Source organism: Gemmobacter nanjingensis, assembly GCF_014652195.1.
Classification (GTDB): domain Bacteria; phylum Pseudomonadota; class Alphaproteobacteria; order Rhodobacterales; family Rhodobacteraceae; genus Gemmobacter; species Gemmobacter caeni.
Genome location: NZ_BMYI01000013.1, coordinates 105,642 through 124,396 on the forward strand (window position 1 = coordinate 105,642; position 18,755 = coordinate 124,396).

General features: G+C 66.4%; 17 protein-coding genes. 9 read left to right on the forward strand and 8 right to left on the reverse strand.

Annotated features, from left to right (window positions below; genetic code table 11):
* Positions 1–8: 8 nt before the first annotated feature.
* A complete protein-coding gene (locus tag IE126_RS18285) occupies positions 9–2,519 on the reverse strand; it encodes an ABC transporter permease (RefSeq protein ID WP_189381817.1) in 2,511 nt (836 codons plus the stop codon).
* Positions 2,516–3,202, reverse strand: a complete 687-nt coding sequence (locus tag IE126_RS18290) for an ABC transporter ATP-binding protein (protein ID WP_054301238.1) — start codon at positions 3,200–3,202, stop codon at positions 2,516–2,518. The genes IE126_RS18285 and IE126_RS18290 overlap by 4 nt, the downstream gene beginning before the upstream one ends.
* Before the next feature lie 94 nt (positions 3,203–3,296).
* Between IE126_RS18290 and IE126_RS18295 the strand changes: the two genes are divergently transcribed.
* Positions 3,297–3,896, forward strand: coding sequence for an arylesterase (locus IE126_RS18295; RefSeq protein WP_189381818.1), 600 nt, complete (start codon positions 3,297–3,299; stop codon positions 3,894–3,896).
* On the opposite strand, the gene IE126_RS18300 is transcribed toward IE126_RS18295, so the two are convergent.
* Complete coding sequence (locus IE126_RS18300; RefSeq protein ID WP_082400682.1) at positions 3,893–4,756, reverse strand: RNA polymerase factor sigma-32; 864 nt, start codon at positions 4,754–4,756, stop codon at positions 3,893–3,895. The genes IE126_RS18295 and IE126_RS18300 overlap by 4 nt on opposite strands.
* A gap of 113 nt (positions 4,757–4,869) precedes the next feature.
* On the opposite strand from IE126_RS18300, the gene cobU reads away from it, so the two are divergent.
* The 4 genes from cobU (at position 4,870) to IE126_RS18320 (ending at position 8,458) form a co-directional block, all read left to right on the forward strand.
* Positions 4,870–5,370 (forward strand): bifunctional adenosylcobinamide kinase/adenosylcobinamide-phosphate guanylyltransferase, encoded by a 501-nt coding sequence (gene cobU / locus IE126_RS18305; RefSeq protein ID WP_229825648.1) that lies wholly within the window; start codon positions 4,870–4,872, stop codon positions 5,368–5,370.
* Positions 5,367–5,942, forward strand: a complete 576-nt coding sequence (locus tag IE126_RS18310; protein WP_108129256.1) for a histidine phosphatase family protein — start codon at positions 5,367–5,369, stop codon at positions 5,940–5,942. Before cobU ends, IE126_RS18310 begins: the two co-directional genes overlap by 4 nt.
* Before the next feature lie 73 nt (positions 5,943–6,015).
* Entirely contained in the window at positions 6,016–6,894 is an 879-nt protein-coding gene (locus IE126_RS18315; protein ID WP_189381819.1) for a glutathione S-transferase, read from the forward strand.
* A gap of 43 nt (positions 6,895–6,937) precedes the next feature.
* Positions 6,938–8,458, forward strand: coding sequence for a YifB family Mg chelatase-like AAA ATPase (locus tag IE126_RS18320; RefSeq protein ID WP_189381820.1), 1,521 nt, complete (start codon positions 6,938–6,940; stop codon positions 8,456–8,458).
* An 11-nt stretch (positions 8,459–8,469) separates the two neighbouring features.
* Here IE126_RS18320 and gshB read toward each other — a convergent pair whose 3' ends face one another.
* Genes gshB through rsmI form a run of 3 tightly spaced genes read right to left on the reverse strand, consistent with a single transcriptional unit; the run spans position 8,470 to position 10,720 of the window.
* Positions 8,470–9,414: a glutathione synthase gene (gene gshB, locus IE126_RS18325; protein ID WP_189381821.1), complete on the reverse strand. Its 945-nt coding sequence runs from the start codon at positions 9,412–9,414 to the stop codon at positions 8,470–8,472.
* 53 nt (positions 9,415–9,467) lie between these two features.
* Complete coding sequence (locus IE126_RS18330; protein ID WP_189381822.1) at positions 9,468–9,839, reverse strand: YraN family protein; 372 nt, start codon at positions 9,837–9,839, stop codon at positions 9,468–9,470.
* A 2-nt stretch (positions 9,840–9,841) separates the two neighbouring features.
* Positions 9,842–10,720: a 16S rRNA (cytidine(1402)-2'-O)-methyltransferase gene (gene rsmI, locus IE126_RS18335; RefSeq protein ID WP_189381823.1), complete on the reverse strand. Its 879-nt coding sequence runs from the start codon at positions 10,718–10,720 to the stop codon at positions 9,842–9,844.
* Between the two features lie 85 nt (positions 10,721–10,805).
* Here rsmI and IE126_RS18340 point away from each other — a divergent pair, with 85 nt between their 5' ends.
* From IE126_RS18340 to murJ, 3 genes are read left to right on the forward strand one after another with little or no spacing between them, the layout of a single operon-like run.
* Positions 10,806–12,017 (forward strand): penicillin-binding protein activator, encoded by a 1,212-nt coding sequence (locus IE126_RS18340; RefSeq protein WP_108129251.1) that lies wholly within the window; start codon positions 10,806–10,808, stop codon positions 12,015–12,017.
* A gap of 35 nt (positions 12,018–12,052) precedes the next feature.
* On the forward strand, positions 12,053–14,803 hold the full coding sequence (locus IE126_RS18345; RefSeq protein WP_108129400.1) for a [protein-PII] uridylyltransferase: 2,751 nt from the start codon (positions 12,053–12,055) through the stop codon (positions 14,801–14,803).
* 3 nt (positions 14,804–14,806) lie between these two features.
* Positions 14,807–16,351: a murein biosynthesis integral membrane protein MurJ gene (gene murJ / locus IE126_RS18350; protein WP_189381824.1), complete on the forward strand. Its 1,545-nt coding sequence runs from the start codon at positions 14,807–14,809 to the stop codon at positions 16,349–16,351.
* Here the strand turns inward: murJ and IE126_RS18355 are convergent.
* Positions 16,348–17,067 carry a rhomboid family intramembrane serine protease gene (locus IE126_RS18355; RefSeq protein WP_229825649.1) on the reverse strand — a complete coding sequence of 240 codons (720 nt, stop codon included), beginning with the start codon at positions 17,065–17,067 and terminating at the stop codon, positions 16,348–16,350. The two genes, murJ and IE126_RS18355, sit on opposite strands and share 4 nt — an antisense overlap.
* A 60-nt stretch (positions 17,068–17,127) precedes the next feature.
* Between IE126_RS18355 and trpS the strand changes: the two genes are divergently transcribed.
* Positions 17,128–18,171 (forward strand): tryptophan--tRNA ligase, encoded by a 1,044-nt coding sequence (gene trpS, locus IE126_RS18360; protein ID WP_054300704.1) that lies wholly within the window; start codon positions 17,128–17,130, stop codon positions 18,169–18,171.
* A 121-nt stretch (positions 18,172–18,292) separates the two neighbouring features.
* On the opposite strand, the gene IE126_RS18365 is transcribed toward trpS, so the two are convergent.
* Positions 18,293–18,748 (reverse strand): universal stress protein, encoded by a 456-nt coding sequence (locus IE126_RS18365; protein ID WP_054300702.1) that lies wholly within the window; start codon positions 18,746–18,748, stop codon positions 18,293–18,295.
* Positions 18,749–18,755: the final 7 nt, after the last annotated feature.

Consider the following 18,755-nt stretch of genomic DNA (forward strand, 5'->3'; position numbering starts at 1 on the left):
CGCGCGGCTCAGTCTCCGGTCCTCAGCACCCGTGCGGGTCGCACGCCCAGGGGCCGCAGCGCAAAGGCAAGCCCCGCGAGCAACGTCAGGCCCACGCCCCCGGCCACGATGGCCAGCGCCGACCACGGCTCGAAGGCGAAGGGCGCATCCATCACGAAGCGCATCACCGCCCAGCCCGCGACACCGCCCGCGAAGATGGCGACCAGACCCGCCGCCGCCCCGGTCAGCCCGGCGCGCAAAGCAAAGCTGAGAAGGATGCGCCCGCGCGTGGCGCCCAGCACCTTGAGCACCGCCGCCTCGTAAACCCGCGCGCGTTCGCCTGCCGCCGCCGCACCGATCAGCACGACAAAGCCGGTGGCCAGCACCGCCGCCGCCGCCCATGCAGTGGCAGTGGCGATGGCATCCAGCGCCTCGGTGACACGGGCGATGGCATCCCGCACCCGGATCGCGGTGATATTCGGCCATGTGCCCGCCAGATCGCGCAGGATGCGCGCCTCGTCCTGCGGCGGGGTGTAGATCGTGGCAATATGGGTATGCGGCGCCCCCGCCAGCGCGCCGGGGTTCATCGTCATCACAAACCCCATGCCTCCGGTGGCGAAATCCACCGCGCGCAGGCTGGTGACGGTGGCGGTGATATCGCGGCCCAGCACGTTGACGGTGATGCTGTCGCCCAGTTTCAGTCCGATCTCGGCGGCCTCCTCGGCCGAAAAGCTGATCTGCGGCGGACCGTCATAGCCCTTGGGCCACCACTCACCCGCAACGACCTTGGTGCCCTCGGGCGGGGTTTCGGCATAGGTCAGCCCACGGTCACCGCGCACCACCCAGTGATCACCCGCGACCTCCTTGGCCGGACGGCCGTTGATCTGGGTGATCACGCCCCGCAGCATCGGCGCGCTTTCAACGCGGCTGATGGCCGGATCGCTGTTCACACGATCAAGAAACGGGCCGATCTGGTCGGGCTGGATGTCCACGAAGAAATAAGCCGGCGCGCGGGTCGGCAGATCGCGGTCGATGGCGGCGCGCAGATTTGCGTCGATCTGCCCGACGGCGGCCAGCACCGAAAGGCCAAGGCCCAGCGACAACACCACCGGCAGCGCCTCGCCGCGCGGGGCGGCGATGGCGCCCAGCGCCGCGCGCAGGGCCACGCGGCCCCGCATCCGTCGCGCAAGCCCACGCGCAAGGCGCCGCAGCGCCAGCCCCGCCAGCGCCAGCACGCCCAGCGCCATCGCCACGCCGCCCGCCGTGCCCAGCGCGAGGCCCCACATGCCGGACAACCAGACCGCCGCTCCGATCAGCACGGCCGCCAGCGCCACAATGGTCAGAATGCGGCCCGGTGCAGGCCAGCCCCCCCGGCCGGCCCCGCGATACAGCGCCGCCGCGCGCACATGTTCCACCTGCGCCAGTGGCCAGAGCGTGAACAGAAGCGCGGTGATCAGGCCATAGAAGGCCGCCTCGACCAAGGGGCCGGGATAGACGGCAAATTCCACCGGAAACGGCAGAGCACCTGCGATCAGCGGCCCGGCCAGCACCGGCACCAGCGCACCCAGCGCCAGCCCGATGACCACCCCCACCACCGCCAATACGCCTGCCTGCACCAGAAACAGCCGGAAGATCAGCCCGCTTTCAGCGCCCAGCGTCTTCAGCGTGGCGATGACCGGCACCTTTTCCTCGGCCCAGGCTCGCACAGCAGCGGAAACACCAACGCCGCCTACGGCCAGCCCGGCCAGCCCCACCAGTACGAGAAAGGCGCCGATGCGATCCACGAAACGCTCCACCCCCGGCGCGGCGCGCCGACTGTCCCGCCAGCGCAAGCCCTTGTCGGTGAACCGCGACTCGGCCGCCGCCTGCACAGCATCCAGATCGGTGCCCGGCGGCAGGTCCAGCCGGTATTTCGTTTCGAACAGCGCACCGGGCACCAGCAGGCCCGAATTTGCAAGATCGGCGCTGCGCACCAGCGTTGGCGGGCCAAGACCAAAGCCTCCCGTTGCGCTGTCGGGCTGACGGATCAGGGCCGCCGCAACGCGAAAGGCCTGTGTACCCAGTTTGACGGTGGCGCCGGGTGCAAGGCCCAGCCGGTCCATCAGAACCGGGTCGATCACCGCGCCGGGCAAACCATCACGCGGGGTCAGCGCCTCTGCCAGCGGCATCGGCGGGTCCAGCAGAACCTCACCTTTCAGCGGGTAAAGATCGTCCACTGCCGTGATCTGCGTCAGCCCGCGCTCCTCGCCCGCGACCAGCATGGAACGGAAATCCACCACCTCGGACACCCGGTCGGCCGCCCCGGCCATGAAGGCGCGTTCGTCTTCATCAGCGTAGCGATAGGTAAATTCCATCTGCGCATCGCCGCCCAGCAGAACCGCGCCCTGCGCGTCCAGTCCGGCATGGATGGCGCCGCGCAACTCGCCCACTGCCGCGATGGCGGCGACACCCAGCGCGATACAGGCGAGGAAGATGCGGAAGCCCCGGATGCCGCCGCGCAATTCACGCCGCGCCAGCCGGATCGCCAGAGGCCAGCTCATGCCGCCACCTGCCCATCCGCGACTTTACCATCCACCAGCCGCACCACCCGGTCACAGCGCGCGGCCAGCTCCGGCGCATGGGTCACCAGAACCAGCGTAGCGCCATGGCGGTCGCGCAGGCCGAACAGCATGTCCATGATGGCGGCGCCATTCACCCCGTCCAGATTGCCGGTCGGCTCATCTGCCAGCAGGATTGCCGGACGCGGTGCAGCAGCGCGCGCCAGCGCCACGCGCTGCTGCTCGCCCCCCGACATCTGGGCCGGGTAGTGATCCAGCCGGTGGCCAAGGCCCACGGCGCGCAGCTCGGCCTCCGCCCGGTCAAAAGCGTCACGGGCGCCGGCAAGCTCCAGCGGCACGGCCACGTTTTCCAGCGCGGTCATGGTCGGGATCAGGTGAAAGCTCTGGAACACCACACCCATGTTACCCCGGCGAAAGCGCGCCAGCGCGTCTTCGTCCATCGCGCCCAGATCCTGCCCCAGCGCACTGACCTGCCCTTGCGTTGCGCGCTCCAGCCCCCCCATCAGCATCAGAAGCGAGGATTTTCCCGAGCCGGAGGGGCCGATCAGACCCAGCGTCTCACCCCGATCAACCGTCAGTGAGATGCCCTTGAGAATCTCGACCGCGCCCGCATTTCCGTTCAGGGTAAGACCCGCCCCTTGCAACACCAGAATGGGATCGCCCATGCCGCTGACCGTCATCCGCTTCGCCTCTTGCCTGTCTGCCTCGGTTGGATATGGGACGGTGGCGCGATTTTGCAAAGCCTTGCCGATAGTTGCGATGACGGTTCTGCCCGCAGGTGCCGAACCTGTGACCGTGGTTGCGCTGGGGGACAGCCTGACCGCAGGCTATGGCCTGCCGGAGGGCGAGGGGCTGGTGCCGCAATTGCAGGGCTGGCTCAGGGCACAGGGCAGCGATGCGGTGGTGGTGAACGCGGGCGTGTCGGGCGATACGACGGCGGGCGGGCTGGCGCGGCTCGACTGGTCGCTGACGCCGGAAACTGATGCGCTGATCGTGACGCTGGGGGGAAATGATCTGCTGCGCGGTCTGGACCCGGCGACGACACGGGCGAATCTGGACGCGATTCTTGCCAAAGCGCAGGCGCGCAATCTGCCCGTCCTTCTGATCGGCTTGCCGGGCCCTGCGAATTTCGGCCCCGAATGGAAGGCCGAATTCGATGCGATCTATCCTGATCTGGCGGCGAAATACGACACGCTTCTGGTGCCGGATTTCATGGCCGGGCTGGGCAGCCATGATCCGGCGGCACTGCGCGGGCTGATGCAGGGGGACGGGATTCACCCTAATGCCGAAGGAGTGGGCAAGATCGTCGCGACGCTGGGGCCAGAGGTTCTGGCCCTGATTGCCCGCGCCAAACCCTAAAGCAGATCAGCAATCCCCGGCGCCCCGGTTTCCAGCGCGACCCGCAGCTTGCCATGGGCCGCTGCCTCGATCTGGCGCACACGTTCTTTCGACAGGCCAAGTTCCTGCCCCAGGCTTTCCAGTGTGCGCCCCGGTGCGCGCAATTGCCGTTCTGTCACGATCAGCCGCTCGCGCGGGGACAGGCCATTCAGCGCATCCGACAGCCAGCCGCGCAGGATTTCAAGATCATGGGCCGCTTCAACGGTTTCAGCAGGACGGGGCGCATCATCTTCCAGCAGGTCCACCCATTCGCGGCCCTCGCCCTCGCCCGCCTGCACGGCATTCAGCGAGAAATCGCCCCCCGACAGGCGGGCCTCCATCATCTCCACATCGCCGAGCGAGACGCCAAGTTCTGCCGCCACCGCCGCACGCAGCGCGACGGGGCCGGGCTGCCCCAGTTCGCGGTCCAGCCGCGACCGCACGCGCGCAAGATTGAAGAACAGCGTCTTCTGCCCCGAGGTGGAGCCGGTGCGCACCAGCGACCAGTCGCGCATCACATGCTCCTGCAATTCCGCTTTGACCCACCACACGGCATAGGTTGAAAAGCGCACGCCGCGATCCGGGTCGAATTTGTCGGCCGCCTTCATCAGGCCCAGCGATGCCGTCTGGATCAGATCGTTCATCGGCGTACCATACCGACGGAACTTCGCCGCCATGGAAATCGCGAGCCTCATGTAAGCGTGGATGAGCCGGTTCAGCGCGGCCTGATCGCGTTCATCGCGCCAGGCCCGTGCCAGCTGCGATTCTGTCTCTGCGTCCAACAGCTCTGCCCGCATCGCTTGGCGGGACAAGCGTTGATGTGTATATCCGTCAAGCGCCATGACATTCCCCCGTCGGTGCCCGGTGTGATCGGTTTCGCCGGATACCAGGGATACGAGGCAAGCCGGTGATCGGATCACAAACAAAACAACTATCCCTGCCACAACTTTCGATCGTGCTGGGCGGTTCCCGTTCCGGCAAGTCACGATTTGCGGAGCGGCTGGTCCGGCAGACCGGCCTTCCCCGCACCTATATCGCCACGGCGCAGGCCTGGGATGACGAGATGCGCGACCGCATCGCCACGCACCGCCTTGACCGCGGCGCGGACTGGCACACCGTCGAGGCGCCGCATGATCTGCCCGAGGCGGTGGCGGCGGTGGCGGCAGGATCGGTCGTGCTCGTCGATTGCGCGACCCTCTGGCTGAGCAACCGCATGCTGGCGGAGGCTGATCTGGCGGCAGAGGCCGCACGGTTGCTGGCCGCACTGACCGCCTGCGCGGCGCCGGTCGTCGTTGTCAGCAACGAGGTCGGCTGGTCCATCGTGCCGGAAAACGCGCTGGCGCGGCGCTTTCGCGATGAACAGGGGCGCCTGAACCAGCGGCTCGCCGAGGCGGCCGGTCTGGCCGTTGCCGTCATCGCCGGGCTGCCGGTGGTGCTGAAGGGACAACTGCCATGAAGCGGCTTTGGTGGGTCCGGCACGGACCGACGCATGAGCGCGCCTTCTGCGGCTGGCGGGATGTGCCCGCCGATCTGTCGGATATCGCAGCCATTGCCCGGCTGGACGCCTATCTGCCAGCGGCGGCGCCGGTCGTGTCGTCAACCCTGCTGCGCGCCCGCGCCACGGCAGATGCGCTGGCGGGGTCCCGCCCCCGCCTGCCTGCCCGCGACGACCTGCGCGAGCTGCATTTCGGCGAATGGGAGGGCTTGCGGTTTGATGAGGTTTCGGCCCGCGACCCGGACCTGTCCCGCGCCTATTGGGAGGATCCCGGCGATATCGCGCCCCCAGGCGGTGAAAGCTGGAACGCCGCCGCGCAGCGAATTGACGGCGCGGTGCAGGCCCTGATGTCGGCGGCCATGCCCGATCTTGTCATCGTGGCGCATATGGGGGTCATCCTGACCCGGCTGGCACTGGCGCTGGACGAGGCGCCTTCCGAAGCATTGGGACACCGGATTGACCCTTTATCTGTGACCTGCCTCAGCTTCGACAACCGGCGCTGGCGGGCCGAGACGATCAATCACATTCCGTGATGTATCTCCCGACAGAGTTTCGTTTCCCCGCCTGACCTTCGCGCGCTAGGCTCTGGAAAACACGGAGCATTTCATGACCGCCCCCTATGATCTTGCCATTGGCGACCGCGCCTATTCCAGTTGGTCGCTCCGCGGCTGGCTGTTGTTCGAGGCGTTCGGCCTGCCCTGCAACCTGCACCGCGCCCGGCTTTATACCGATGAATTTCCGGCGCTTCTGGCGCAATTCGCCCCTGCCCGCACCGTGCCCGCCGTGCGCATGCCCGAGGGGGTGGTCGTGGCCGAAAGCCTTGCCATCGCCGAAGAACTCGCCAGCCGGCATCCCGAAGCCGGGCACTGGCCTGCGGACCCTCGCGCCCGCGCCGTGGCACGCGCGCTTGCAGCCGAGATGCACGCAGGTTTCACCGCCCTGCGCGGCCATTGTCCGATGAACCTGCGCATCTCCTACGAGACCTGCGAACCACCGCCCGAGGTTCTGGCCGATCTGGAGCGGCTGCAACAGATCTGGGCCTGGGCGCGGCGGGAAACCGGCGCAACAGGCGACTGGCTTTGCGGCAATTATTCGGCGGCGGACGTCTTCTTTGCACCTGTCGCCACCCGCATTGCCACCTATAACCTGCCGGTCGGCGCACAGGCGTCTGCCTATGTCGCCGCGCATCTGGCCCACCCCGCCTTCCGCCGCTGGCGCGCGATGGGTATGGTGGACGGGGCCGATCAGCCCTTCTACCGCCGCGACTGGCCACAACGCGCCTGGCCCGGCCCGGCTGTGTTGCCTGCCCGCGCGGTCGAGGGAGCCACCGCCGAAAACACCACCTGCCCCTATTCCGGCAAGCCGGTGACCCATGCGCTTGAACTGGAGGGACGGCGTTTTGGCTTCTGCAATGTCTTCTGCCGCGACAAGACCGCGGCAGACCCGGAGGCCTGGCCCGCCTTCATGGCCATTTACCGTTCGTAAACCATTCGCCTCTACCCGTTAACGAAGCTGAACGGGGCAGAGCATGGTTGCGCGCACCTTTACCGTCGCCTTCGAAGGGATCGAGGCCCGCATGGTCGAGGTGCAATGCGCCGTGGCGGCGGGCTTGCCCTCGTTCTCTGTGGTCGGCCTGCCCGACAAGGCGGTTTCCGAGGCGAAGGAACGGGTGCGTGCGGCCCTTGCCACCATGTCCATCGCGCTGCCGTCCAAGCGGATCACCGTAAACCTGTCGCCTGCCGATCTGCCCAAGGAGGGTTCGCATTTCGACCTGCCCATCGCGGTCGCCCTGCTGGCCGCGCTGGAGATCCTGCCGCGTGACGAGGTGGAACAGGTGGTCTCGCTGGGGGAGCTTTCGCTCGACGGGCGGCTGGTGCCGGTCGTCGGCGCCCTGCCTGCCGCAATGGCCGCAGCCGAAGCCGACCGCAAGCTGATCTGCCCCCGCGCCTGCGGCGCCGAGGCCGCCTGGGTCGGCGCCACGCAGGTTCTGGGCGCAGGGGCGCTCGATCAGGTGGTACGGCATTTCACCGGGCAGAGCGCCATCACCCCCTCCGAGGCAGGCGAGGTTGCCCGCCCTGCGCAAACCCGTGACCTGCGCGATGTGAAGGGGCAGGAACGGGCGAAGCGGGCGCTGGAAATCGCCGCCGCCGGGCGGCATCACATGATGATGGTTGGCGCGCCGGGGTCCGGCAAATCCATGCTGGCCGCCCGGATGCCCGGCATCCTGCCACCGCTTTCCGCCGCCGAGGCGCTGGAAACCTCGATGATCCACTCGCTTGCGGGACTGCTGGGCGATGGCGGCATCTCGCGCGAACGCCCGTTCCGCGAGCCGCATCACACCGCCTCCATGGCAGCCATCGTCGGTGGCGGGCGCGGCGCCAAGCCCGGCGAAATCAGTCTCGCGCACAACGGCGTGCTGTTTCTGGACGAGTTGCCCGAATTTCCCCGCACCGTGCTGGAAACCCTGCGCCAGCCCATCGAAACCGGCGATGTGGTTGTGGCTCGCGCCAATGCGCATATCCGTTACCCCAGCCGTTTCCTGCTGGTCGCGGCCGCCAACCCCTGCAAATGCGGCTATCTCAGCGACCCGGCGCGCGCCTGTGCCCGTGTTCCCGGTTGCGGCGAGGATTATCTTGGCCGCATATCCGGCCCGTTGATGGACAGGTTCGACCTGCGGGTCGACGTGCCCCCTGTGGCTTTCACAGACCTCGACCTGCCGGCCTCGGGGGATGATTCGGCGACGGTAGCCGCGCGGGTGGCCGCGGCCCGCGCCCTACAAACGCGCCGCTTTGCCAGCCATCCGGGCCTGCGGGTGAATGCCGATGCAGAGGGCCGCCTGCTGGAGGAAATCGCCACGCCCGATGCCGAGGGTCGCGCGCTGCTGAACCGCGTCGCCGAGCGTTTCGGCCTGTCAGCGCGCGCCTATCACCGCATTCTGCGGGTGGCGCGCACCATTGCCGATCTGGCGGAAGAGCCGCAAGTCCGCACCCCCCATGTGGCAGAGGCGGTCAGCTTCCGGCTCTCATTGGCCAACCGCACATCCGCCTGACGCACCTGCGATTACGCCCCGCGTTTCGCTTCGATCACTTCCCAGATGCGGGCAGCGGCATTGGTGCCGTCAAACCGCTCCAGTTCCTGAATGCCGGTGGGCGAGGTCACGTTGATCTCTGTCAGCCAGTCGCCGATCACATCAATGCCCACGAAAACCTGCCCCTTTTCCTTCAGGACCGGGCCGATGGTGCGACAGATCTCCAGATCGCGTTCTGTCAGGCCCACCTTCTCGGGGCGACCGCCGACATGCATGTTGGACCGCGTCTCCCCGGCCTGCGGCACCCGGTTGATCGCGCCCACCGGCTCGCCATCGACCAGAATCACCCGCTTGTCGCCCCGGGAGACGGCAGGCAGGAATTTCTGCACGATCATCGGCTCGCGGCTCATCGAAGTGAACAGCTCGTGCAGCGAAGCAAGATTGCGGTCATTCGGGTCAAGCCGGAACACGCCCGCCCCTCCGTTGCCGTAAAGTGGCTTCAGGATGATGTCGCCATGCTTTTCCTTGAAGGCACGGATCGTCCGCAGATCGCGCGCAATGGCGGTCGGCGGCGTCAATTCAGGGAAACGCAAAACCAAAAGCTTCTCGGGGCTGTTGCGCACCCAGAACGGATCATTCACCACCAGAGTTTTCGGATGGATCATCTCCAGCAGATGCGTGGTGGTTATATAGCCCATGTCGAACGGCGGATCTTGCCGTAACCAGATCACATCGAAATCAGCAAGATCAACCTCGGTTTCCGCGCCGTAGCTGACGTGATTGCCGAGTTCACGCCGCAATTCGATGGGGAAGCCGCGCGCCATCACCCGCCCCTCGACGAAGGCGAGATTGTCTGGCGTGTAGAAAAACAGCTCGTGTCCGCGAGCCTGCGCTTCCAGCGCAATACGGAACGAACTGTCCGCGTCGATGTTCACCGACCCGATCGGGTCCATCTGAAACGCGACCTTGAGACGCATGGGCAATCCTCCTGCTGACGCCCCTTCCTGCCGCAAGGTGCAGGCCGATGCAATCAGGCCGCGAAAGCGTTTTCCAGAATCTCGATACGCCCCGCCCCGTCGACCAGCGCGACATCGAAGCGCACCGGCGTCAACTGCCCCAGCGGTTCCTGCGCCAGATATTCAGAAGCGGCGGTACAGATGCGTGCCATCTGGCGGGGTCCGAGATGTTCGGCGGCCTGTGCATGGGTAGCGCTTTGCTTCACCTCGATGAAGATGATTTCAGCGCCATCACGCGCCACAAGATCAATCTCACCCCCCTGCCCGCGCCAGCGCCGTGAAACGATCTGACGGCCACCGCGTTCATACAGACGCTCGACCGAACCTTCTGCCGCCGCACCGGCCTGCCAGGCCCTTGCCCCGCGATCCGCGCGCTGTTTTTGCATCCTCACTCTCCGATCAATTGCAATGCCCGCTGGTAAACCTCTCGCCGGGACAGCCCCAACGCCTCCGCCACCATCGCTGCGGCTTCCTTCACACGGTGATCGCGCAGCGCCTGGCGCAGCGCGGTTTCAAGATCTTCCGCGCGGGCCGTTTCTGCAGGGGCACGGTCAATTAGCACAACGATTTCCCCCTTCGGATCCTGATCGCCGATCCGGTCGCGCAGTTCCTGCGCCGTCCCGCGCAGCACCTCCTCGAATCGCTTGGTCAATTCCCGGCAGATAACGATCTGTCTTTCGCCTCCTGTATGTTCCGGCAATTCATCTAACAATTTCCTAACGCGTTTCGGGCTTTCATAGAGGATCGCCGTCGCATCGCTGCGGGCGATGCCAGCCAGGAACTTGCGGCGCGCCTCGCCGGACTGAGGCGGGAACCCGGCGAAAAGGAACCTGTCCGACGGCAGGCCTGACACGGTCAGCGCCGCAATGGCGGCCGAGGGGCCGGGGGCGGTATGCACCGCATATCCGGCGGCGATGGCGGCGCGGCCAAGCTGATAGCCCGGATCGGCCACCAGCGGGGTCCCGGCCTCGGAAGTATAGGCCACGCTGCGTCCTGCCGCCAGCGCCGCCAGCAGCCGGGGCCTCGCCTGTTCGCCGTTATGATCATGGTAAGCGACCAGTGGCCGGTCGCCCAGCGGGACGCCATGAATTTCCATCAGATGCCGCAGGGTACGGGTATCCTCGGCGGCCAAAACATCTGCGGTCGCCAGAAGATCCAGCGCACGCAGCGTGATGTCGCGGGCCGCGCCTATGGGGGTTGCCACGAAATACAGGCCCGGCGCGGGTTTCGGCGGCGGTCTGCCGGTGGCTGGGCGCGGATGGGTCATGGGCTGCGGCCTCCAAGTTTACTTCGGCGACGGTGGCGCGTATTCTCGCCGGCGACCGCTACGCCCTGACAGTGAGGAAGTCCGCATGTTCCCCGTTTTCCGTCTGGCCCGCAAGTCGCTGGCCCGAATGGTGCCCCTGCGCGCCGCCGCCGCCCGTGCGACCGCCGTTGCAGGTGCGGCCGTTCTTGCCGCCTGCGTGCCCGTCGGCGGGCCGGGCGGGGGCAGCGGCCAGCAGATCGACCCCGGCGCGCCGGTGCCAGTGGCGCTGCTGATTCCCTCGGGCTCCGGGCAGGCGAGTGACGAGTTGCTGGCCCGCAGCCTTCAGAATGCGGCGCGGCTGGCAATCTCCGATCTGGGAGGCGTGAAGATCGACCTCCGGGTCTATCCGACCGCCGGCCAGCCGGGCCGGGCGCAGGCGCAGGCCATCAAGGCCGTCGACGAAGGTGCGAAGATCATCCTCGGCCCGGTCTATGCGCAGGAAGCCAATGCCGCCGGGGTTGCCGTGGCAGGCCGGGGCGTCAATGTCCTGTCCTTCTCCAACAACACCGATATCGCGGGGGGCAATGTCTTTGTCCTCGGCCCGACCTTCCAGAACACGGCCGACCGCCTGGGCCGGTTCGCCGTCCGCTCCGGCAAGAGCCGCGTGATGGTGGTGCATGACCGCAACATCCAGGGCGAGGTCGGCCGCACGGCGATCCAGCGCGGCGTCACCGCAGCGGGTGGTTCGGTGGTCGGTGTCCAGTCCTATGAATTCTCGCAGAACGGCATCCTGTCCGCCGCCCCGGCAATTGCGGCGGCCACCCGCAACACCGGGGCGCAGGCTGTCTTTCTGACCGCCGACACCGCCGGCGCGCTGCCGCTGATCAGCCAGACCCTGCGTGACAATGGCGTCAGCCCGCCCGCAACCGCACTGATCGGCCTGACGCGCTGGGACATTCCGGCCGCGACCCTGAACCTGCCGGGCATTCAGGGAGGCTGGTTCGCGCTCCCCGATCCCACGCTCTACAACCAGTTCCAGAACCGCTATCAGGCGGCCTATGGCGAGCCGCCGCTGCCGATCTCGGGGCTGGCCTATGACGGCGTTGCCGCCATCGGGGCGCTGGTGAAACAGGGGAACCGCAATGCGCTGACCAGTTCGGGCCTGACCCAGGGGTCCGGGTTCGTGGGCGTGAACGGGATCTTCCGCCTGCGGAGTGACGGCACCAATGAACGCGGTCTGGCCGTGGCCACCATCCAGAACGGCCAGATCTCCGTCCTTGATCCCGCGCCGCGCAGCTTTGCCGGTGCCGGGTTCTGAGACCGGGGACAAGCTTGCACCGCGCCGCCCTGACGATGCAGGACATGCTGCTGCCGGGGGTCGAGATCATCGACCCCCGCGCGCTTTCCGCAACCATTTCCAGCGCCATCGCGGGCGAGACTGATCCGCGTGAGGCCCGCGCCGTCGCGGTGCGCCATCTGACCGAAGCCAAGGCCGCCGCCAACGCGGCCCTTGCCACCGCCTTCGCGGAACGCCCTCTGGAAGCCCGCGCCCTGACGCGGGCGCAAAGCCATCTGACCGACGGGCTGGTCAGCACGGCGTTCGACCTCGCCTGCCACCATTTTCATCCACTGCCGACACCGACCGAGGCAGAGCGGCTGTCGGTGCTGGCGGTAGGGGGCTATGGCCGTGCCGAAATGGCGCCGTTTTCCGATGTCGACCTGCTGTTCCTGACCCCCTGGAAGATGACCCCCTGGGCGGAAAGCGTGATCGAGACCATGCTTTACATCCTCTGGGATCTGAAGCTGAAGGTCGGTCATTCTTCGCGCACGGTGAAGGATTGCATCCGTCTGGGGCGCGAGGACATCACCATTCGCACCGCCCTGCTGGAACATCGCCAGATCACCGGCGACACCGCGCTGGCGCAGGAACTGGATAATGCCCTCTGGGCCGAGCTTTTCCGCAACTCCGGCCCCGAATTCATCGAAGCAAAGCTTGCAGAACGCGCCGAACGGCACAAGCGGCAGGGTGGCCAGCGCTATGTGCTGGAACCCAATGTGAAAGAGGGCAAGGGCGGGTTACGCGACCTGCAAACGCTTTACTGGATCGGGAAATACCTCAACCGTGTGCCGGATGCGGCGGGGCTGGTGCAGGCGGGTCTTCTGACGCAGGACGAATACGAGACCTTCAACCGGGCCGAGAACTTTCTCTGGGCTGTGCGCTGCCACCTGCACTACATCTGCAAGCGCGCCATGGACCAGCTGACCTTCGACATGCAGGTCGAGGTGGCGGCGCGCATGGGTTATCACGACAGCGGCGGGCGCCGCGCGGTCGAGGTGTTCATGCAGGATTACTTCCGCCATGCGACGCGGGTGGGCGAACTGACCCGCGTGTTCCTGACCCAGCTTGAAGCCCGCCACGCCAAGCCCGAGGCCGGTATCATGGGCCTGTTCCGCCGCCGCAAATCGGTACGCGCGGGCTTTCGTCTGGTGCAGGGCCGCATCGACGCCGCCGACCCGCGCAGCTTTCTGGCCGACAAGCTGAACCTGCTGCGGGTTTTCGAAGAAGGTTTGCGCACCGGCTATCTTCTGCATCCCAACATCATGCGGCTGATCGCGGCGAACCTGCGGCTGATCGACGACGAGATGCGCGAAGACCCGGAAGCCCAGCGCATCTTTCTCGACCTGCTGCTGAAACATGGCAACCCGGAGCGATCCCTGCGGCGGATGAATGAACTGGGCGTGCTGGGCGCCTTCATCCCCGAGTTCGAGCCGATCGTCGCGATGATGCAGTTCAACGTCTACCACCATTACACGGTGGATGAACACATCATCCAGTGTATCTCGACCCTTGCGCAGATCGAACGCGGCGAGCTGGTCGAGGAGCTGCCGCTGTCGTCCGACATCCTTGAAAAAGGCGTCAGCCGACGGGTGCTTTATGTTGCCCTGCTGCTGCACGACATCGGTAAGGGCCGCCCCGAGGATCATTCGATCCTTGGCGCCCAGATCGCCCGCCGCGTGGCGCCACGTCTGGGGCTGAATGACGAGGAATGCGAAACTGTCGAATGGCTGGTGCGCTATCACCTGCTGATGTCCGACATGGCGCAGAAACGCGACATCGGCGATCCGCGCACGGTGCGCGATTTCGCCAAGGCAGTGAAAACCCGCAAGCGGCTGGATCTGCTGACCGTGCTGACGGTCTGTGACATTCGCGGCGTCGGCCCCGGCACCTGGAACAACTGGAAGGCCATGTTGCTGCGTCGCCTTCACAGCGAAACCGCCGAGGCGCTGGAAAACGGGCTGGAAAACGTCAACCGCGAGCGGCGCGAGAACGAGGCGAAACGCCAGTTGCGCGAGGTTCTGGCCGACTGGGATGCCAAGGATCTGCGGGCCGAACTCGCGCGGCACTACGCCCCCTACTGGCAGGGGCTGCTGACGGAAACACAGGCGGTCTTCGCCCGCCTGCTGCGTGATCTGGACGATACCGAGATCCGCATCGACCTGCACCCCGACCCCGCCCGCGACGCAACGCGGGCCTGCTTCGCGCTGGCCGATCATCCTGGCATCTTCTCGCGGCTCGCCGGGGCGCTGGCACTGGTAGGCGCGAATGTTGTGGATGCGCGGACCTATACGTCAAAGGACGGCTATGCCACCGCGGTGTTCTGGATACAGGATACCGACGGCCACCCCTACGAAGTCAGCCGCCTGCCCCGCCTGCGTCAGATGATCGAAAAGACCCTGCGCGGCGAGGTCGTCCCGCGCGAGGCACTGGCCGACCGCGACAAGGTAAAGAAGCGCGAGCGCGAGTTCCGCTTTCCGACCCATATCACCTTCGACAACGAAGGGTCCGAAATCTACACGATCATCGAGGTCGATACCCGCGACCGGCCGGGGCTGCTTTATGACCTGACCCGCACGCTGGCGGCGAACAACGTCTACATCGCCTCGGCCGTGATCGCCACTTTCGGCGCGCAGGTGGTGGACAGCTTCTATGTGAAAGACATGTTCGGCCTGAAACTGCATCAGAAACACCGGCAGGAGGCGCTGGACAAGAAGCTGCGCCAGGCCATTGCCGAGGGGGCCAAACGGGCGCAGGCCCAAGGGTAGCACATGACGAAAAGCCTGATCCGCAATGTCGTCACCCTCGGCGGGTGGACGCTTCTGTCGCGTGGTGCGGGGTTTGCCCGCGACATCCTGATGGCGAACTATCTTGGCGCAGGCGCGGTGTCCGACGCCTTCTTCGTGGCGCAGTCGCTGCCCAACATGTTCCGCCGTTTCTTTGCCGAAGGCGCCTTCAATCAGGCTTTCGTGCCGATGTTCGCCAAGAAGGTCGAGGCGGGTGAGGATGCGCAGGGCTTTGCGCAAGAAGCGTTCAACGGCATGGCCTGGCTGCTGGTGGTGTTCACCATCCTCGGAACGGTTGCGATGCCCTCGCTGGTCTGGGCCATGGCTTCGGGCTTTGCAGGCGACGAACGCTTCGACCTTGCGGTGATCTATGGCCGGATCGGGTTCTCCTACATCCTGTTCATCAGCCTCGTCGCGCTGGTCTCCGGCGTGCTGGTCACCAAGGGCCGGTTCACCGAAGCGGGCTTTGTGCCTGTTCTGATGAACCTCGCCTTCATCGCTGCCATGTGGCTGGCCGACTGGCAGGGCTGGAACATGGGGATGACGCTGGCCTGGACGCTGCCGCTGACCGGGGTCATGCAATTCGGCTTCGTCTGGTTTTCGGCCCGCGCCGCCGGGCATACCTTCACCCTCGGCTGGCCGCGCTGGAGCGCGGATCTGAAGCGGCTGGCGATCATCGCAGGCCCCGCGATCCTTGCGGGCGGGGTGGTGCAGATCAACCTTCTGGTCGGCCGTCAGGTCGCCTCGCATACCGAGGGCGCAGTGACATGGCTGTCCTTTGCCGACCGGCTTTACCAATTGCCGCTGGGCGTGGTGGGCATTGCGATCGGCACGGCGCTGCTGCCGGACCTCAGCCGCCGCCTGCGCGCGGGCGATGCAGAAGGCGGACGCGCGAGCCTCAACCGCGGCGCCGAATTCGCGCTGGCGCTGACCATTCCCGCCGCCGTGGCGCTGGTCGTGATCGCCCTTCCGCTGGTGCAGGTGCTGTTCCAGCGCGGCGCCTTCGGATCGGACGATGCTGCCAATACCGCGCTGGCGCTGGCAGCCTATGGCCTTGGCCTGCCCGCCTTCGTGCTGCACAAGGTGTTCCAGCCGCTCTATTATGCGCGCGAAGACACCCGCAGCCCGTTCCGCTATGCGCTGTGGTCGATGGTGGTGAACCTCGCCTTTGCCGTGGGCATGATGCCGGTGATCGGATTCATGGCGGCAGCGCTCGCCACAACCGTTTCCGGCTGGGTCATGGTCTGGCAGCTCTGGCGCGGTTCGCGCACCATGGGACCGGAGGCGCATTTCGACGCCCGTTTCCGCGCCCGGATCTGGCGCATCGTCGCCGCCGCGCTGGTGATGGGCTTCGTGCTTTGGGCGGCTGCGCTGCTGCTTGGGCCCGCGCTGGATGCCGCGCGCTGGCGCTGGCTGGCACTGGGGGCGCTGGTCGCCAGCGGCATCATCAGCTACTTCGGGTTCGGCACGCTGATCGGCGCCTTCCGTCTGGCCGAATTCAGATCAGCGCTGCGCCGGAAACGCGCCTAGCGTTCCCGCAACCGCGCCCGCACGCGGGCAAAACCACCGGGGCTGACCACGAAGCTCAGCACAAAGCCGGTGGCGAAGCCCGCGATGTCGGCCACCCATTCGGTGCCGCCGCCAAAGAACACACCGAACAGCAGTTGCGCAAACAGCAGGAAGCCGATCAGCGTGAAGGCGCGGTACTGGTTCGCCCCCTCCCCGGCCAGCCGCACCCACAACAGGAAGGTGAAGGCCCCGATCAGCCCGTAGATCGCCGGATACCCGCCGACCAGCGGCTGCACCAGCCCCGGCACAGCGGTATAGACCCCCGCCGCGACCATGGCTGCGCCGAAGAACACCACCAGCACCGCCCACCAGCGAAAGATCTCGCCCACCATCTTGCCCAGCGCCAGCAGCATCACCACGACAAACACCGCATGGGTAAAGCTCGTGTGCACGAAAGGATAGCTGACCAGCCGGATCAGCCCGTCCAGCGGCCAGACATGATTTTCCGCCATCCAGCGCAGAAGATCGGGTGAAAAGGCAAAGCGTTCCATCGCGTCCAGCCGCCAGCCAACGGCATGTGCGCCACCGACCAGCCCGCGCTGACCAAGGCTCACCACCACCTCCATCGCCACGATGGGCAGAACCAGCGCCCAGACGACCCAGGGCAAGGGGTTCAACGGCGGTTCGGTCAAATCGTCCTGATGCTGCATCTTCGCCTCATGTTGCAGGGCCTTCATTGACGCCCCTTGCCACCAAAGGTAAGCCGAAGCACCAGCCATTTCCAGACGGAGAACATCATGTCCGAGCCGGTCCAAACGCCTCAGACTTTCACCCCCCGCGTGTTTTCGGGCATCCAGCCTTCGGGCGGCCTGACCCTCGGCAACTATCTCGGCGCGCTGAAGCGCTTTGTCGAAAAGCAGGACGAGGGCGGCGAGACGATCTATTGCCTTGTCGACATGCATGCGATCACCGTCTGGCAGGACCCGGCTAAACTGCGCCACCAGACGCGCGAGATGGCGGCGGGTTTCATCGCGGCGGGCATCGACCCGGCGCGCTCGATCCTGTTCAATCAAAGCCAGGTGACGGCGCATGTCGAACTGGCCTGGATCTTCAACTGCGTCGCGCGGATGGGCTGGATGGGCCGCATGACCCAGTGGAAAGACAAGGCCGGCAAGAACAGCGAGAACGCCTCGCTGGGGCTGTTCGCCTATCCGGCGCTGATGGCGGCCGACATCCTGGCCTACAAGGCCACCCATGTGCCGGTGGGCGAGGATCAGAAACAGCATCTGGAGCTGACCCGCGACATCGCCGCCAAGTTCAACAACGATTATGGCGTGACCTTCTTCCCGATGACCGAGCCGGTGATCGAGGGTGCGGCCACCCGCGTCATGTCGCTGCGCGACGGATCAAAGAAGATGTCGAAATCCGATCCCTCGGATCAAAGCCGCATCAACCTGACCGATGATGCCGATTCCATCGCTGCCAAGATCCGCAAGGCCAAGACCGACCCCGAGCCGCTGCCCGACACGCTCGACGGGCTGAAGGACCGGCCTGAGGCGCGCAATCTGGTGAACATCTACGCCGCCCTCGCCGGGATGAGCGCCGCGGATGTAGTGGCAGAATATGCGGGCGCGCAATTCGGCAGCTTCAAACCGAAGCTGGCGGAGCTTGCCGTGGCGAAACTCTCGCCAATCACGACCGAGATGAATCGCCTGATGCAGGACCCGGCCGAAATTGATCGCATCCTCGGCCGCGGTGCCGCACAGGCCGAAGCCATCGCCCGCCCGATCCTCAACGAGGTCTATGACATCGTGGGGATGATCCGCTCGCGCGAAGTCTGACCCCTCTTGGTGCGTCCGGCCTCCGGGCGCACCACATCTGCATTTTCTGTCCTTAAATATCCCGGGGGGCGCCGCAGGCGCGGGGGCAGAGCCCCCTCCGCACCCTGCGCCGCTCTGGCCGTCAGGTAATGGCCTCCAGCCGTTCCTTCGACATATCCCCCGGCACGATGGTGACCGGGATCGGCAGAGTACCCGAGCTTCGGCTGAGCGTGGTGACCAGCGGACCGGGGCCGCTTTTCTCGGTGCCGGCGCCAAGCACCAGGACGCCGATCTGCGCGTCCTCCCGCACCTGCGCCAGGATCTCGGTCGCGGGGTCACCCTCGCGGATCACCAGTTCCGGGTTCACCCCCTGCTTGTCGCGCATCCATTTGGCGAAGACCTCGAAATGCGCCTCGATCCGCTCGCGCGCCTCGGCGCGCATCAGGTCGGCCACGCCCATCCAGTGCTGAAACTCTTCCGGCGGGATGATCGACAGGATTTGCACCCCTGCCCCGGTGTGCGCTGCCCGCAGCGCGGCATAGCGCATGGCGTTGAGGCATTCGCGGCTGTCGTCCAGCACGACCAGAAACTTGCGCATCGTTCTC